This is a genomic window from Tuberibacillus sp. Marseille-P3662, from assembly GCF_900178005.1.
Taxonomy (GTDB): Bacteria; Bacillota; Bacilli; order Bacillales; family Sporolactobacillaceae; genus Marseille-P3662.
Genome location: NZ_FXBS01000004.1, coordinates 44,097 through 61,133, shown reverse-complemented (window position 1 = coordinate 61,133; position 17,037 = coordinate 44,097). Strand labels below are relative to the sequence as shown.

Here is a 17,037-nt window from a genome sequence, read left to right as displayed (position 1 = left end):
TTACAGATCTCAATGCAAGCTAAATGGTATAAGCCAATGCCATCGAAATGCAACCAAGGAGACAGCCGCTTATAAGTATCGGGTATGTCCATGGAAAATCATGATCCTTTGGAACAAGGGCTTCTTCTTCGTCAGCACTCGAGATATCATTCATGATATCCCCTTGTCTCGATGTCCGCCGGAAAAATCGTCGGAAACTGTACGTGATCCCATTAAAAAATCCGCCTTGAATGATATAGAGGACAAGACCGACGATTAAATAAAAGAGACCTACCAAAAAACTGCCGTTCACAATCGTTAGCATGTTTATCTGTTTATATATCAAAAAAGTTATAAGAACACTTAATATCACGCTAGAAATAAATGAGGACAGGTACAACTGGAACTTCGTCATGACCTTGATAACTCCCTTTAAAGTCTTTTGGGGAAAGGATTCCCTCGAATTTTTACAACTTATATGATACCAATCCAAGGTGATAAAGAAAAGCGTTGAAAGTATTACGTTTATCTAAAGATAACTACAAAAGTATCAGCAGAATTTCATAGGCCATAAGACCTAATTTAAGTCATTGAAATGTAAATTTGGTGCGAATTTAATAAAAAAATTAAAAAAATGTAATGCGAAATCATTAGAAAACTTGTATAATACTCACATAGGAAATTTCGCAAATCTGAAAATTTGTGAGATTTCTTATCACAACATAAAATTTTGGGAGGGTCTTATCTTGAGGAGAGGTAAAACTTTTTGGTCGATGGCCGTATCGATCGTACTTGTACTAAGTCTATTCCTTTCAGCCTGTTCCGGCGGCGGTGGCAGTGAAGATACTGGCAGCAGCTCCGGTGACAGTGAGGGAAATACAGAGAAAGAACTGGCTGATAAGCAGGAGCTTCATTTTCGTGAGCCTTCTGATCTTCCGTCCGCTGATTTATCTAAAGCAACAGCAGCAGATGCACATGCTTTATTGGAAAGAGTTAAAGCTGGTCTGATTTTTATTGAAAATGGGAAAGCCGTGCCAGATATGGCTGCGGAAATGCCAAAAGTTAGTGACGATGGAAAGACTTATACTTTCACCATTCGTGATGACGCCGTTTGGTCTGACGGTAGTCCGGTAACGGCGCAAAACTTCGTTTATTCTTGGCGCCGTGGTATTGATCCTGATACAGCATCTCAATATGCTTACATTTTCGGTGAGGCAAATATAAAAAATGCGACCAAAATTACGAATGAAGATAGTGACTTATATGGTAAAGTCAAAAAACTAGGTGTTAAAGCACTTGATAAACATACCTTACAGGTTAAGCTTGAACAAGCGACGCCTTATTTTACAAGCATGATGTCGTTCGCAACCTTCTATCCTTTGAAGAAGTCATTTGTTGAGAAGCAAGGTGAAGACTACGCTCAAGAACCAGAAAACCTTCTTTATAATGGTGCTTATACTTTCAAAGAATGGGATCATGGCTCCAGCTATACAATAGTTAAGAATGATAAATATTGGAATGCTGATAAAGTCAATATAGAAAAGGCAACCTTTAATGTTGTCAAAAAGACAAATACGGCAATTAATTTATACAAAAAAGGAAAAATTGATCTAGTCGGACTTTCTGGTGATCGTGTAGACAAGTATAAGGATAGTTCTGAACTTAGCCAGATTCTCGACAACTGTGTCTATTTCCTTAAATTAAATCTTGACACTGATCCAGCGTTAAAGAATAAAAAGGTCCGTCAAGCTATGTCAATGGTCATGAATCGTAAAGAAGCAACAGATGTGTTGATGAATAATGGTTCAATACCAGCACAATATATTGTCCCTAAAGATTTTGTTAAGGGACCAAATGGTAAAGACTTCCGCGCTGGTGTGGATGATTACTTGCCTGGCGACCAAAAAGAAGCTAAGAAACTTTGGAAGGAAGCCAAAGAGGAACTTGGTTTCGATACAATTGAATTAGAGCTATTAACCACTGACAGTGAGTATGCGGGTAAATTGGCTGAAAATAACGCCAATGCACTTGAGCAGCTTCCTGGATTAAAAGTGAGTATTAACAAACAGCCTTGGAATTCTTATTTGAAGAAGTCTAATACTGGTAATTATGAAATTGCCGGGGGATCCGGTTGGTGTCCTGACTATAGGGATCCAATGACGTATTTAAGCTTATTTGTGAGCAGCAATGAGTCTTATCATCCTGTTGGCTGGGAAAGTGATAAGTTTGATAGCTTGATCAACAAAGCTAATCAACTTGGTAATCAGCAGGAAAAACGTTGGGACGTTCTACATCAAGCAGAAGAAAATCTGATTAAAGAGGCTGCGATCATCCCGACCTATCAAAAAGGTGTTTCTCAGTTGGTTAAGCCTTATGTAGAGGGAATGAAGTTCCAGAACTATGGACTTAAAAAATTCTTTAGATATGCTAAGGTTTATAAACACTAATGTTTGATTGAAAAAGTTTTTTGGAGAGGGGGTACGTGTCGATTGATCCGATATGTACCCCCTCTTTTTGTATGAATTTAAAGAGTTAAAGAACTAAATAATTACCAAAATTTATAAAGTGTGTGACTATTCTTGACTTTACTCGACATTTGTCGCAAAATAATAAATGCTACAAAAGGATTAGGAGGTGTGGTCAGTGGCGTTATATACGCTTAAACGTGTGGCATATATGATAGTAACAATCTTTGTTATTATCGCTATCACTTTTTTTATTATGAAATTATTGCCGGGGACTCCATATAAAAATGCAGCGAAATTGACACCTGCTCAGATTGAGGTACTTAATGAGAAATACGGATTAGATGAGCCAATCCCCGTCCAATTTGTTCAATATGTAGGCAACATGGTAAAAGGGGATTTAGGCATTTCATTTCAGTATGATGGCCGATCTGTTACTAAGATTATTTCGAATAAACTGCCTGTTTCCGCTCAACTTGGCTTTGAAGCAATGATTGTTGGGGTTATTCTAGGCATCATCCTGGGAATTATTGCTTCGCTTAGGCGCGGGACAATACTTGACTATGGTGCGGTCTTTCTAGCTGTGCTAGGAATATCAATCCCATCTTTCGTATTTGCTCAATTGTTGCAATATTATGTTGGATTGCAATGGGACTTGCTACCGATCGCTTATTGGAAAGGTCCATCGTACCATATATTGCCGGTTATTGCGTTGGCTATTGGCGTTATCGCCAATATTTCTCGTTTTACTAGGACAGAGATGGTTGAAGTATTGAATCAAGATTATATTACGACAGCTAAGGCAAAGGGACTAAGACGTTTTACAGTGATTATGCAACACTCAATTCGAAATGCGATGATCCCGGTGATTACGATTGTTGGCCCATTGGCTGCCAGTATAATGACAGGCTCGCTTGTTATTGAGAACATTTTCGCGATTCCTGGCATTGGAGAACAGTTTGTGACTTCAATATTGACTAATGACTATCCGATGATTATGGGAACAACGATTCTAATCAGTGTCGCATTTGTTATTGTCATATTTGTTACTGACATGCTGTATGGTGTAATTGATCCAAGAATCCGTATTTCTGGGGGTAACTCATAATGGCGACATCTAAAGATGATATCTCACAAGATTTGTTTGAGCCAGCCAACATTCAAGCGGGTAAAGAGGAAGAAATCACTCGAAAAAGTATTGGTTTTTGGCAAGATGCGATGCGCCGATTGTCCAAAAATAAAGGGGCAATGGCTAGCCTGGTTATCATTTTACTCATTGTAGCAATGGCCTTTATAGGACCGACGCTGAATAAGTGGGGTATCGACGATCAAGACCTTTTACGTCATAATCTACCCCCACAAGTATCTGGGCTATCAAGTATTCATTGGTTACCCTTCGATGGCTTAGATAAAAATGGTGATAATATCTATGAATCTAGAGGGATTGAACAGAATTTTTGGTTTGGCACTGACGAACATGGTCGTGACATATGGACTCGTGTTTGGGAAGGGACAAAGATCTCTTTATTTATAGGACTTGTTGCCGCACTCGCTGATTTTATTATAGGTGTTATCTATGGCGGTATATCGGGATATTTCGGTGGCCGAATTGATGATATTTTGCAACGAATTATTGAAATTCTTATTGGTATTCCGCAGTTAGTCTTAGTCATTTTGCTTATAATGGTGATGGAACCTGGATTAACGGCGATCATTCTCGCGATCGCGATGACCGGTTGGATCGGACAATCGAGGATTGTCCGCGGTCAAACCTTGCAATTAAAACAAATGGAGTATGTGCTTGCCGCTCGAACACTTGGAGCTACTAGTTGGCGCCTTATCCGTAAACATTTGCTTCCAAATACAGTAGGTATGATCATTATTACAACTATGTTTAGCGTTCCGGCAGCCATATTTACAGAAGCTTTCTTAAGTTTTATTGGTCTTGGTGTCATGCCACCGCAAGCTTCACTGGGCTCTTTAATTAAACAAGGCTATGAAGTCTTTCAACTACATCCTTATCAAGCCTTGTTTCCAGGGGTATTAATTAGTTTACTTCTTATCTGTTTTAATATTTTCGCTGACGGTTTGCGCGATGCGCTTGATCCAAAGTTGAGACAATAAAGGGTGAATAACATTGGACAATATATTAACAGTCAATGACCTGCATGTTTCATTTGATACGTATTCCGGAGAAGTACAAGCTGTTCGTGGCGTGAACTTGGAGCTTAAGAAAGGTGAAGCTTTGGCGATTGTTGGTGAGTCCGGTTCAGGAAAATCGGTGTCCTCTAAAACCATCATGCAGCTGAATCCAAGTCCGCCGGCACGGATAAAATCCGGTGAAATATTATTTGAAGACCAGGACATTACTAAACTATCGGAAAAAGACATGCAAAAAATTCGCGGTAGAGATATTTCGATGATTTTTCAAGATCCGATGACAACGCTTAATCCGACGATGACTGTGGGTAAGCAAATTATGGAAGGTCTTAGAAAACATCAAAATATGACTAAATCGGCGGCTAAAGAACGCGCTGTTGAATTATTAAGCCTTGTCGGTCTTCCGAATCCTGATACACGTGTCAAACAATATCCACACCAGCTATCAGGCGGTATGCGGCAGCGTGTTGTGATCGCAATTGCACTCGCGTGTGATCCGAAAATTTTGATTGCGGACGAGCCAACGACAGCGCTGGACGTGACGATCCAGGCACAAATTCTTGATCTAATGAAAGATTTGCAGGATAAGTTGAGTACTTCCATTCTATTAATCACGCATGATTTAGGTGTTGTTGCTAACATGGCCCAACGTGTGGCTGTTATGTACGGGGGCAAAGTTATTGAGACGGGTACGGTTGATGAAATCTTTCATAATCCAAGGCATCCTTATACTTGGGGACTGCTAGGTTCGATGCCCCGCCATAATGTTAAAAATGATGAATTGCAGGCCATTCCGGGGACACCTCCTGATCTGGTCGACCCTCCAACGGGCTGTCCATTCGCTGCTCGCTGTCCACATGCGATGAAAGTATGTGTCGATCATATGCCTGACTACACGGAATTAAGCGATACGCAGAAAACAGCCTGCTGGCTACTGGACGAACGCGCACCGAAAGTCGAACCTCCAGAAGCCGCTAAAACGGGTAGTCATAATGAATCAGGTGAAAGATAAGGAGGTGGGAAGATGACACAATCTGAAGAAAAATTAGTTGAAGTTAAGGACCTTAAAAAACACTTTAAAGTGGGTAGAAACCAAGTTTTAAAGGCTGTCGATGGTATTACTTTTGATATTTATAAAGGTGAAACTTTCGGTCTTGTGGGAGAATCTGGTTGCGGAAAATCCACAGCGGGTCGGACCATTCTGCGATTATATGATGCGACCGATGGTGAAGTGACATTTGAAGGTGACAGTGTCCATGAAAAGAAGTCGGGAAAAGACTTGAAGGCTTTAAAGAATAAAATGCAAATGATTTTCCAAGATCCGTATGCTTCATTGAATCCGCGGATGACGGTTAAGGATATTATTGCTGAGGGTCTTGATATTCACGGACTTGTTAAAAATCAGAGTGAACGCACGCAACGTGTTAATGATTTATTAGAAACTGTGGGTCTTAACCGTGAACATGCCAATCGTTTCCCACACGAATTTAGTGGGGGTCAACGTCAGCGCATCGGTATTGCCCGTGCACTTGCGGTGGATCCAGAATTTATTATTGCAGATGAACCGATTTCGGCGTTAGATGTATCCATTCAAGCACAAGTTGTTAATTTGATGAAAGAATTACAAAGAGAACATGGATTAACGTATCTATTTATTGCTCACGACTTATCAATGGTTAAGCATATTAGTGACCGTGTTGGTGTGATGTACTTGGGTAATATGGCAGAATTGGCGGATAGTGACGAACTCTATAACGAACCACTTCACCCTTATACCCAAGGTTTGCTATCTGCGATTCCGGTTCCGGATCCTGAAGTCGAACGCACGCGTGAGCGTATTGTTATCGAAGGCGACGTACCAAGTCCAATCAGCCCACCGAGTGGCTGTCCGTTTAGAACGCGTTGCCCGCATGCCATGGATGTTTGTGCACAAGTTACTCCAAAATGGCAAGAAGCACGCGACGGGCATTGGGTTGCTTGTCACTTGTACGATGATGAATATAAAGATCATTTTAAAGAAAATCAATAATAAGATGAGGCTATGGGACAAATCTAAAACAGGATACTCAGGAAGCTGAACAATAAGATATGAAAACAAGTTCTAAGCGGAGTCAAAATACGTAGACGCCTGCGGGAACAGCACGAACGCCTTATAATAAGCTTCTTTGAACTGCGACGAAGCATCTTGCTTTTCTGAATAGGCTTGAAGATGCAGGAGCACGAGCCGAAGATCCACTTGGTAAAGGGTTTTTCTTTACCAAGTTAGCTGAGGCCGTGCCCGCGGCAAGCGAAGGATTTTGACGAAGCGATGACAGAAATGACTATTTCATCCGAACTGATTAACCAGTTCGGATGATTTTGTGACTCATATACTTCTGTCCAAGTCTCATTTCTTTTGCCTTTTTCTTCTCCAAACAACATCAATGATGAATAAAATGATAGCGAGCCATAGCCACGTCTGCATCAGCCATGCGGGCATAAAAGGCCGCCAATTCTGGATGAGAAGAGCAATAACAAAAAGTCCGGCAAAACCGGCAACAATTTTTTGGAACATATCGTGTATCATCCTTATCTTAACCTGCTTCTATCATAGCGGGAATGAATACGAAACACAAATGACAACAAACGTTGATTCCACCGTCATCTTGACATGAATCCGCTTGCTTGTATATAATATTATTAAGCCTTCACTAGATAAGTGAAGGTTTTTTATTATTGTTGAGAGGAAATTTCTTCAACTCTCATAGAACCACTTATGATCCTCTACTTGCCAGCCTAGCTTAATCCTGTTCTACATTCTTGACTCAGTGGGCAAATCGTGTTTAAAAACAACACATATCCACATAATAATTAAAAAAGCGAGGGAAACAATGGACTGGTACAAAAAGCTGAACAAGTATTTTCCAATCGAAGAAATGAAATCAAAGGAACACATGGAGCTTTTATTAAAAGAAAAGCCTGAAATGTATCATAAAGATGAAAGCTCCGAGCACGTCTTAATGTATGCTGAGACGGCTGATTTTCTATTTATTGATTATATTTGGGTATCTGGAAAGACCCGTGGACAAGGAACGGGTCACAAGTTAATGCAAAAGCTAAAGGACAAAGGTAAACCGATTATTTTGGAAGTTGAACCCGTTGATTATGATGACTCGGATTCGGAGAAACGGCTGAAATTTTACAGGCGGGAAGATTTCAAGCATGCGTGTTCTATCGGATACCGCCGGAAGAGCTTGGCGACCAATGAAGTCAATGAAATGGAAATTCTATATTGGTCACCAACGGATGAATCTGAAGAAAGTATACTTGAGAAAATGAAAAAAACTTATGAGGAAATTCACACTTATAAAGATGAGCAAATCTATGGTGAATCGTATGAGGATGTTGACGATGTCTTGACAATTCAAGATGATAAGGAAGACAATATACTTGAAACATTTGATACAGAAAGGCCCTCTTCATAAGGGGTGTGTTGTGGTGCGGTATCGACCATAAAGGAAGGCGGTGATGGGATGTCCCGTTCCAAACAGCGAAAAGGACGTCAATCATTGAAGGATTGGTTAAAAAAACAATTAGGACGTTGGCAACAACCAAATGACAAAAAATCACCGGCGCCACAAAGCAAAAATACGGCTTAGTTTTGTAATGATCGGCATTGGTGGACGGAACAGCCACCACGGCCGATTTTTTTACTTAGAGAAAATATATAAACTTCCTTCATAGAAAAATGAACTGCAAGTTTTTTACTTGATAACACATGGGTCTATTTGAAAACCGAGATAATGATACAGGTCAGTAATAATTTTTATAACAGATGTTTAATCTCCAACTGAAACGGGAAAGAAGATACTAAGTCAAAAATCGGTATGATTTTATAACAGGGGTAGCCAAATTAAAAATATTATAATATAATAATGATATGAATAAAGTATTCAATTGACAATTTCCAGAGGAGGGGATGTCATGGTCACTTTATATACATCACCAAGTTGTACATCATGCCGAAAGGCTAAAGCTTGGTTAGAAGATCACAATATTGATTACAATGAACGAAATATCTTCTCGGAGCCATTATCCATTGAAGAGATTAAAGAAATTCTTCGCATGACGGAAGATGGAACCGATGAAGTTATCTCAACGCGTTCCAAAGCATTTCAAGATTTGAATGTCCAATTGGATGCCCTTCCAATGCAGGAATTATATGAAATGGTTCGCGATAATCCCGGACTGTTAAGACGTCCCATTTTATTGGATGACAAGCGTTTGCAAGTGGGTTATAATGACGATGAAATCCGGCGGTTCCTACCACGGAAAGTCAGAACGTTTCAACTGCAAGAAGCCCAACGCATGGTTAACTAAACAAAAGCACTTTCCGTCATTGGAAAGTGCTTTATTATTGATTTTGATAGCGTTTGGATTGGTTATAAATCCATCCTGACAGCAGTACGCCGACAATGACGGCCACATACACTGTTGATTTTAATTGAGGATGGTCGGCAAAAACGGTATTAATGGCCGGTTCGCCTGTGATCATACCGCTGGCTGTATAAGCGAGGACACCGCCGCCAATGTATAGAAGGCCCGGTACATGTTCAATGGCTGTTAAAATTAATTTACTGCCCCAAATGATGATAGGGACTGAGAAAAGTAGTCCAAACACAACGAGTGTGATATCACCATGGGATGCACCGGCAATGCCTAAGATATTATCAAGTCCCATCACCAAATCAGCAAAAACAATCGTCTTGACGGCGGTGAATAAGTGTCCGCTTGACTTGATATCCGGTTCAGAATCGTTGTCAATCAGCAATTTAAAGGCGATGAAGATCAGAAGCCCGCCGCCGACAAGGAGTAGATAGGGAATTTGCATCAGTGACATCATCACAGCGGTGAGAAAGATTCTTAGAATGACGGCAATTCCGGATCCAAGAAAAATGGCTTTATTTCTTTGTGCAGATGGTAATTTCCGGCAAGCCATGGCAATGACCACGGCATTATCACCACCAAGAATAATGTCAATGAGAATAATATTTATAACAGCTAGGATAATATCACTATTTATGTCCACGATACAACCCCTTTCTTTTTCTTACAGCCACAACCAATTTATGCGGACTTGTCCGAAAACATGCTTGAAATGGATTGAAAAATCGTGATGATAATCTGAAAGAACGTTTCATATAATCTCTAAAAAACGGGTCAAAAGAAAAGGGCATCCGCAATTATCAAAATGCTTGTATTTTTTATTTCAATGTATTAGGATTTATCATACAATAGAAGTACAAGATATGTAAGCTACAATGGTTGTGACACAAGTTGCTCCCGATACAGATTTTTTTCGGAAGGGAGAGAGAGCGTTTATGGAGATTGAACGCGTAAATGATTATACGCTGAAGTTTTTCATCAGTTATGTCGATATAGAAGATCGGGGATTTGACCGGGAGGAAATATGGTATAATCGTGAACGGAGTGAAGAACTGTTCTGGGAATTAATGGATGAAGCTCATCACCAAGAGTCTTTTCCGTTAGAAGGACCGCTCTGGATTCAGGTTCAGGCGATGGATAAAGGATTAGAAATTCTTGTTACACGGGCGCAATTGTCTAATGATGGTTCCAAGTTAGAATTACCAATTTCTAAGGATAAACATCTTGACATTCCAGTTCATGAGGAATTTGAAAATGTTTTGAATGAACAATTGGAGGACAGTGATCTTGATGATGAACCGCTTGATGAGGCGGAGCATTTGGGTGATTCGGATGGACAGATGTCTTTCCTAATCCGGTTTCACGATATTGAGGACCTTATTGCTCTCAGCAGCGATTTTGGTAAAGATGATGTTGATACTAAGTTGTACCATCATGGTAACGATTATTATCTTAGTGTCACCTTCTACGATGAGATGGGCGAATATGAGCAAGAAAATACTTTAAGTCGAATCCTTGAATATGGTGATGAAACAGGCTTAACTGTTCATTATGTTGCTGAATATGGTAAAGTCATCATCCAAGAGCGAGCGATTGAAAATATTCAATATTATTTCGGTTGATGTTGCGACATCGACCGTATTTTTTTGCCTAAACTATGTCAATTGCTGATGATGTGCGTTATTATAGTCATAGACATCGCTCAGGGCGGATTGCTATGGGCCGCTTATGAGTTTTTTTGAAATAGAGCAACAGGGTTTGGGCATAAGGGGTATCAGTTATGAAAAAACAAGCGCAGCTGCTATTGATTGTGTTTGCGGTCATGCTTGGTCTATTATTTTTACAAGATTGGCAGCAATGGATCTTTGATACGCTCAATATTGGTTTATCACTCAGCGTTATTTTTATTGCAATTGTGATTTTCCTAGAGAATCGCCAACCATCCAGAACCATGACATGGTTATTAGTATTGGCGGTTTTCCCTATTTTTGGATTTATTTTTTACATTGCTTTTGGCCAAAGTTATCGGAAAAAACGGCTGTTCCGTAAACGAGCCTATATGGAAGAACAATATCTTAACTATGCCGCTTCACCATCGGTGGACCAAGAACGTCTTGATATCATGGGTGAGCATCAAGAGGCAACGCTGCGGCTGTCTCAACGTCTGGGACAACACCCGGTATCATTCGCGACTGATACTGAGGTTCTAACGAATGGTGAAGTCACTTTCCGAGAGATTTTTAAAGCTCTAGAAGCGGCGGAGCACCACATCCATATGGAATACTATATTATTCGCAACGATGACCTCGGTCACCGCATTAAGGATACTTTGATTAACAAAGCCAACGCTGGTGTCGAGGTGCGATTTTTGTATGATGCCGTTGGTAGCTGGCAATTGTCGAAACGGTATATTCATGATTTAAAAAAAGCTGGCGTCGAAATGGTGCCATTCTTTCCAGTGAAGTTACCTTTCTTTAACCATAAACTGAATTTCCGTAATCACCGCAAGATTGTCGTCATTGATGGTGGAACGGGTTTTATCGGAGGGTTGAACGTCGGTGATGAGTATTTAGGTAAACATCCTGGATTTGGTTTTTGGCGTGATACGCATTTGCAAGTCATGGGTGAAGCCGTGCAAAGTTTGCAGATGATCTTTATGCAAGATTGGTATTATATGACAGGGGCATCTTTGGATCATGGCCATTACCTTAAATCTGAACCGGTGACGAGCGACCATGGCGCTGTGCAGATGGTGTCCTCATCACCTGATGATGAGTGGGAAGTGATTAAAAATCTGTTTTTCTCAATGATTACGTCTGCCAAGCGTTCGATTTGGATTGCTTCGCCTTATATGATTCCAGATGAGGATATTTTGACTGCACTGAAGGTCGCCGCCCTTAGTGGCATTGATGTCAAAATTCTTGTCCCAGGAAGGCCAGATAAGCGCATCGTTTTTTATGCTTCACGATCCTATTTTCCCGAATTGCTTGAAGCAGGTGTCGAGATTCATGAATACCAGCAAGGATTCATGCACAGTAAAGTGATTGTTGTTGACCATGAGTTGGCATCAATTGGGACGTCGAATATGGATATGCGCAGTTTTCATTTGAATTTTGAAGTTAATGCGTTTTTGTATCGCACTGAGAGCACTGTCCAACTCGTCGCTGATTTTCTAAATGACTTGGATAAATCTTCACAAATTGCTTTTGACGAATTTAAAAAACGCCCGTTATTGACGCGGGTGGTTGAATCAACATCAAGATTGCTTTCACCGTTATTGTAGTCAATGGCCATGGGACCATGGCCCCCATCTTTTCTTAAAACGAGGTGATGTCGATTGTTGGTTGCTCAAACCATTAATGGCATGTCTGTGTCATTGATGCATCATGATTGGTCCTTTCGGAAACTTGACGCTTGGCGACGAAGGACTCGATTTATATGTCCGGCTTGTCAAGGGACGGTGATTCTTCGCCTCGGTGACAAAAAACGCTGGCACTTTGCCCATAAAAACAATGCGTCATGTTCAGCACAGGCTGAACATGAAACCTCCAATCATATTCTCGGGAAACGAGTCCTTCATCGTTGGCTTAAAGCGCAATTGTATCATCCTCAACTTGAACATTATCTACCTCAAATCAAACAGCGGCCCGATTGTTATACAGAAAAAACAGAGCCTCCTTTAGCGATAGAATTTCAGTGTTCAACCATTCCTGCGCGAGATGTGATGCAAAGAACGCAAGGCTACCGGAGCATTAAGGTTCTCCCGCTGTGGATATTGGCCAGAGAACGCTTGAAGCGGGTGATGACTAATATTTATCAGATTACAGGAACAGACATAGCTACCCTTCAATTATCCACTCAATCATCACTTGTCTACTTTGACCCACATGAAAGACAGTTTTTACTTCTACATGATATCATTCCATTAACGGCGACACGGTTCTACGCACAGGCGCTGACATGGCCCATACAGGCCACACCGCTATCAAGATTATATGAAGTCCCAGAACGTCATGAGAAAGCCCTGACGACCGCTGTTTTGCAGCAAAAGAAACGATTGAGAACCAACCAGATCCCCCCGCAAACACCTGATGAAAGATATGTGCAGCAAATGCTCGCCTTAAGAGGCTACTCCCTTTATTCTTTTCCTGACTTTGCGGGTCTACCCTCAGCACGCTTTCTTCCGATACAGACACCAGCTTATCTTTGGCAGATATGGCTGATTGTGCAGTTTCTACTACACAAGCGGGGCGATACTTTCCATAAAAATAATATTCTCCAACGATTTCACCGGCTGATCCAAAAGGGGGTTTTTCGCTTGCGGGAGACGACTTACCCGATGAATGGGGTAAATAAGGCCATCAGTCATTATTTATTCTTGCTAACGGAACGAGGACTTCTATCACAGTCCCAAGATCAGTATCAGGTTATCAGCGATATTAAATGGCGTAATATGACTTTAGATGAAGCTCTAGAATGTGACATAAGCTGTCTTAAAAGGTTGGTTATGATTCTGTAGTAATGGACCCGAGAAAAATTGTGTACAATAATAGGTAGGATTTTTATGCCATGATGATGAATGGTATAATAGTCGATATTTATAGGAGGTGCACCATAAATGGCTAACTCGTTGCCAACAAGAGATGAGATCCCTGAAGAAGAGAAATGGAACTTGGAATTGGTCTATGGTTCCGTTGATGAATGGGAAGAAGATTATGAAGCTGTTAAAGCGATGATTCCAGAAGTGGCGGCTTTTAAAGGTCAATTGGATGAATCAGCTGAAACCTTATATCAAGCCTTTCAAAAGCGTGATCAATTAACAATGAAATTCGGTAAGCTTGTGCTTTATGCCACACGAAAGTCTGATGAGGATACATCGGATTCAACGTATCAAGCTTTAAAGGAACGGGTAATGAGCCTCGCATCACAAACTAACAGTGAGCTGGCTTATATGGTTCCGGAGATTTTATCGATTGATGAAGCCAAATTGAAGGGATTCATTGAAGACTATGAACCTCTGCAGCTGTATCGTCAGCAATTAGAAGAAATTAATCAGGAACGGCCACACATTCTACCTGAGGAACAAGAATCATTGCTCGCTCAAGCGGGTGAAATTCTAGATAATCCGTCAAGTACGTTTAACATGTTAAACAATGCAGACATGACGTTTCCTAAAGTGAAAAATGACAAAGGGGAAGAAGTGGAGCTCTCACACGGTCGCTACGGCAACTTGATCAAAAGTGATGATCGTGAGGTGCGCAAACAGGCCTTTGAAGCGATGTTCGACACGTATGCTTCTTATAAAAATACGCTCGCTAGCACCCTCGGTGGTGTCGTTAAGCATAATAATTTCACGGCGAACGTTCGTAATTATCGTTCAGCACGCGAAGCGGCGCTAAGCAGTAATCACATTCCTGAAGAGGTCTATGATAATTTGCTCAAGACGATTAATGACAATCTGCACTTGCAGCATCGCTATGTCAAATTAAAGAAGCAAGCGCTGGAACTTGATGACATACATATGTATGATTTGTATACGCCGCTTGTTAAAAACGTCGATATGGATGTGTCTTATGATAAGGCTAAAGACCTTGTTCTTGAAGGTTTGCAGCCACTAGGGCAGGATTATCTTGATGTCATTAAAGAAGGCTATAAAAGCCGTTGGATTGACGTACGAGAGACCAAGAATAAACAAAGCGGTGCTTACTCAGCTTCGACTTATGGCACAGCCCCCTATATATTGTTGAATTGGTCCGATGATATCCGTGATGTATTTACGTTAGCGCACGAGCTTGGACATTCAATGCACAGCTACTATTCATCAGAGCATCAGCCTTATCCGTATCATGATTACACCATTTTCAACGCTGAGGTCGCATCAACATGTAATGAAGCGTTATTAAATGATTATTTACTGAAAAACACAAATGATCGTCGTCAAAGAATGTTTTTGTTGAATAATTTGCTTGAAGATTTCCGTGCGACGGTCTTCCGCCAAACCATGTTTGCTGAATTTGAACAGATCATTCATGAGAAAGCGGCAGAAGGTCATGCTCTGACACCTGATTTTTTCACAAGTATCTATTATGATCTAAATAAGAAGTATTTCGGTGATGATATTACTGTGGATGAACGTATCGGTTATGAATGGTCGCGCATTCCGCATTTCTATAGAAGCTTCTATGTGTATCAATATGCGACAGGCTATAGTGCGGCCGCTGCTTTATCAAAGCAAATCATTGACGAAGGTCAGCCGGCGGTGGAAAGATACAAAGGCTTTCTGCAATCGGGAAGCTCTGATTACTCCATTAATTTGTTAAAAAATGCAGGTGTGGATATGACGACTTCCAAGCCAATTGAAGAGGCCCTGTCCGTTTTTGAGGGTCATCTCGATGAACTGGAGAAATTGTTACAGGAATAAGTCAATTTCATAAATGCTTATATTCATCATTGATCCGAACACTCGAACGGTCTAATGTATTAATGTTTGTCAATTCAGCGCATTAACATTGTTGATTGGAACGGCAGGCGGCGACTCCTGCGGGAATAGCATGAGTCTTGAGACCCCGCATCAAGGCTGATCAGCTCATGTAAGGAGGTTCGACTAAAAACACCACATCCTGTGGCAACGTCGAACTGACCCGCGTCCTGCGGGCCTACGTCCTGTGACAACGCTGATCCTACCCACATCAATCCACCCCAAAAAGCAAAAATCGCTTTTCGGGGACCCCGGGTGTGGGCATGAGGCTCAAGCCATGCCCGCGGAAAGCGTCCGCCTAAAGTGGAAAGCAACAGGCCAAGCACACTGACAAATGTTTGGTTTTTCTGCTTTAGTCTTGAATGATGAAATTGACTCGAATAAATAAAAAAAGAGGTCAAGTGCTGCTGACTTGGCCTCTCTAAGTTTCATTTTTTCCGTACTGTCTTTTATACGTGATGAGTTGAATGGTGACAAGCAGTGAAATAAAAAAGATGGAACCTGATATTAGCGGGGGGTATATATTCAGTAAGCTTAATAAATAGAACATAAAGGACACCCCGTTAACAAATAGGGACGCGATGATGAGCCATTTTTTCATGAAATAAGACACCTCCACCTTTATTATAAAAAATATGGTGAAGGTGTCCTTTTCATGTCTCTAAAATGGGAATTAGCCTGTGTACCTCCAAAAGGTACCGAATTTGACGGGAACGGCTTCCACGGATTGCCGTAGCTGCAGTTTCTTCATTTCTTTTTCCGTCTCTTGTTGATCCATATCATAAACCATGGCGATTTCTTGTGTTGCTACAAATTGATATTTAGACATAAAAGCTTCAAGCGGTGGGTGGGATTCAGGTTTCGGTGTTTCGCCTAACAATTCTGTCAACACTTGGACATACACATGATAGGGATAACGACCGTTGATTTTGATCCCTTCATCATTCTCACTAATATTGAAAAAGACAAATGCCGGCAAGTTGTCAACGTCCATTTCCGAAGTGATGTTTCGATCACACTGCAATGCTTTAAACGGGCGTTCTGATTCGATATCTTTCTTAAATTCATCAAGGTCAAGGTTAATACTTTTTGCGCAATCCATCCATAAATCTTCTTGATTCATATGGGCCTGGTTAACAAAAAGTTGTTCTCGGAATCGCCGTAAAAATTTACGTCCAGCGCTTTTTCCTTGCAGTTCAGCGGCCTTGACAGCAATGGATGTTTGATATGTCGAGAGCGCTTGTGTGGCAGCACCATCATAGGACATTCCTGTCAAATGGGCCATTTTTTCCTTGGTTGAATATTTATGACTTGCTGATTGATTGCCGATCACATATCTTAATGTGAAATATTGACTGTATTCTACCGTTAATTTTTTTATAATCGGTTCGAGTCCCCAGCATTCAGGACATAATGGATCTATAAATGAATAGATTTCAATGGGTTTGTGTGATTGTGATTGATATTGAGGTGTTGTACAAGTCCCATTAGATCCTTCACACGCGGCATTCTGCGTAAATGGTTGCACGA

Annotated in this window: 16 protein-coding genes; 12 read left to right on the top strand and 4 right to left on the bottom strand. The window is 40.9% G+C overall.

All coding sequences use genetic code 11. The annotated features are described in order from the left end of the window. Positions 1 to 19: 19 nt before the first annotated feature. Positions 20 to 394 (bottom strand): DUF3899 domain-containing protein, encoded by a 375-nt coding sequence (locus tag B9Y89_RS03885; protein ID WP_085521735.1) that lies wholly within the window; start codon positions 392 to 394, stop codon positions 20 to 22. Positions 395 to 725: 331 nt separating this feature from the next. Here B9Y89_RS03885 and B9Y89_RS03880 point away from each other — a divergent pair, with 331 nt between their 5' ends. From B9Y89_RS03880 to B9Y89_RS03860, 5 genes are all read left to right on the top strand, one after another. Continuing rightward, on the top strand, positions 726 to 2,426 hold the full coding sequence (locus tag B9Y89_RS03880; RefSeq protein ID WP_085521733.1) for a peptide ABC transporter substrate-binding protein: 1,701 nt from the start codon (positions 726 to 728) through the stop codon (positions 2,424 to 2,426). A 196-nt stretch (positions 2,427 to 2,622) separates the two neighbouring features. Next, positions 2,623 to 3,552: an oligopeptide ABC transporter permease gene (gene opp3b / locus B9Y89_RS03875; protein ID WP_085521731.1), complete on the top strand. Its 930-nt coding sequence runs from the start codon at positions 2,623 to 2,625 to the stop codon at positions 3,550 to 3,552. After that, complete coding sequence (gene opp3C / locus B9Y89_RS03870; RefSeq protein ID WP_085521729.1) at positions 3,552 to 4,568, top strand: oligopeptide ABC transporter permease; 1,017 nt, start codon at positions 3,552 to 3,554, stop codon at positions 4,566 to 4,568. The genes opp3b and opp3C overlap by 1 nt, the downstream gene beginning before the upstream one ends. 13 nt (positions 4,569 to 4,581) lie before the next feature. Continuing rightward, positions 4,582 to 5,616: an ABC transporter ATP-binding protein gene (locus B9Y89_RS03865; RefSeq protein WP_085521727.1), complete on the top strand. Its 1,035-nt coding sequence runs from the start codon at positions 4,582 to 4,584 to the stop codon at positions 5,614 to 5,616. A gap of 12 nt (positions 5,617 to 5,628) precedes the next feature. Continuing rightward, a complete protein-coding gene (locus B9Y89_RS03860) occupies positions 5,629 to 6,633 on the top strand; it encodes an ABC transporter ATP-binding protein (protein ID WP_085521725.1) in 1,005 nt (334 codons plus the stop codon). Between the two features lie 357 nt (positions 6,634 to 6,990). Here the strand turns inward: B9Y89_RS03860 and B9Y89_RS18965 are convergent, their stop codons facing one another. Further along, a complete protein-coding gene (locus tag B9Y89_RS18965; protein ID WP_176222094.1) occupies positions 6,991 to 7,158 on the bottom strand; it encodes a hypothetical protein in 168 nt (55 codons plus the stop codon). 316 nt (positions 7,159 to 7,474) lie between these two features. Between B9Y89_RS18965 and B9Y89_RS03855 the strand changes: the two genes are divergently transcribed. The 3 genes from B9Y89_RS03855 (at position 7,475) to spxA (ending at position 8,963) form a co-directional block, all read left to right on the top strand. Then, entirely contained in the window at positions 7,475 to 8,068 is a 594-nt protein-coding gene (locus tag B9Y89_RS03855) for an N-acetyltransferase (RefSeq protein WP_085521723.1), read from the top strand. A gap of 48 nt (positions 8,069 to 8,116) precedes the next feature. Further along, positions 8,117 to 8,242 carry a hypothetical protein gene (locus tag B9Y89_RS19280; protein WP_254901175.1) on the top strand — a complete coding sequence of 42 codons (126 nt, stop codon included), beginning with the start codon at positions 8,117 to 8,119 and terminating at the stop codon, positions 8,240 to 8,242. 325 nt (positions 8,243 to 8,567) lie between these two features. Beyond that, positions 8,568 to 8,963 carry a transcriptional regulator SpxA gene (gene spxA / locus B9Y89_RS03850; RefSeq protein ID WP_085521721.1) on the top strand — a complete coding sequence of 132 codons (396 nt, stop codon included), beginning with the start codon at positions 8,568 to 8,570 and terminating at the stop codon, positions 8,961 to 8,963. 34 nt (positions 8,964 to 8,997) lie between these two features. Here the strand turns inward: spxA and B9Y89_RS03845 are convergent, their stop codons facing one another. Continuing rightward, positions 8,998 to 9,672: a TerC family protein gene (locus tag B9Y89_RS03845; protein WP_369596715.1), complete on the bottom strand. Its 675-nt coding sequence runs from the start codon at positions 9,670 to 9,672 to the stop codon at positions 8,998 to 9,000. Between the two features lie 292 nt (positions 9,673 to 9,964). Here B9Y89_RS03845 and mecA point away from each other — a divergent pair, with 292 nt between their 5' ends. The 4 genes from mecA (at position 9,965) to pepF (ending at position 15,450) form a co-directional block, all read left to right on the top strand. Continuing rightward, on the top strand, positions 9,965 to 10,651 hold the full coding sequence (gene mecA, locus B9Y89_RS03840; protein WP_085521719.1) for an adaptor protein MecA: 687 nt from the start codon (positions 9,965 to 9,967) through the stop codon (positions 10,649 to 10,651). Between the two features lie 158 nt (positions 10,652 to 10,809). Continuing rightward, entirely contained in the window at positions 10,810 to 12,312 is a 1,503-nt protein-coding gene (gene cls, locus B9Y89_RS03835; protein ID WP_085521717.1) for a cardiolipin synthase, read from the top strand. A 54-nt stretch (positions 12,313 to 12,366) separates the two neighbouring features. Beyond that, positions 12,367 to 13,548, top strand: a complete 1,182-nt coding sequence (locus B9Y89_RS03830; protein ID WP_085521715.1) for a competence protein CoiA — start codon at positions 12,367 to 12,369, stop codon at positions 13,546 to 13,548. 99 nt (positions 13,549 to 13,647) lie between these two features. Next, positions 13,648 to 15,450, top strand: a complete 1,803-nt coding sequence (gene pepF, locus B9Y89_RS03825; RefSeq protein ID WP_085521714.1) for an oligoendopeptidase F — start codon at positions 13,648 to 13,650, stop codon at positions 15,448 to 15,450. A 730-nt stretch (positions 15,451 to 16,180) separates the two neighbouring features. Here the strand turns inward: pepF and B9Y89_RS03815 are convergent. Beyond that, positions 16,181 to 17,035 (bottom strand): DsbA family protein, encoded by an 855-nt coding sequence (locus B9Y89_RS03815; RefSeq protein WP_085521710.1) that lies wholly within the window; start codon positions 17,033 to 17,035, stop codon positions 16,181 to 16,183. Between the last annotated feature and the right edge of the window lie 2 nt (positions 17,036 to 17,037).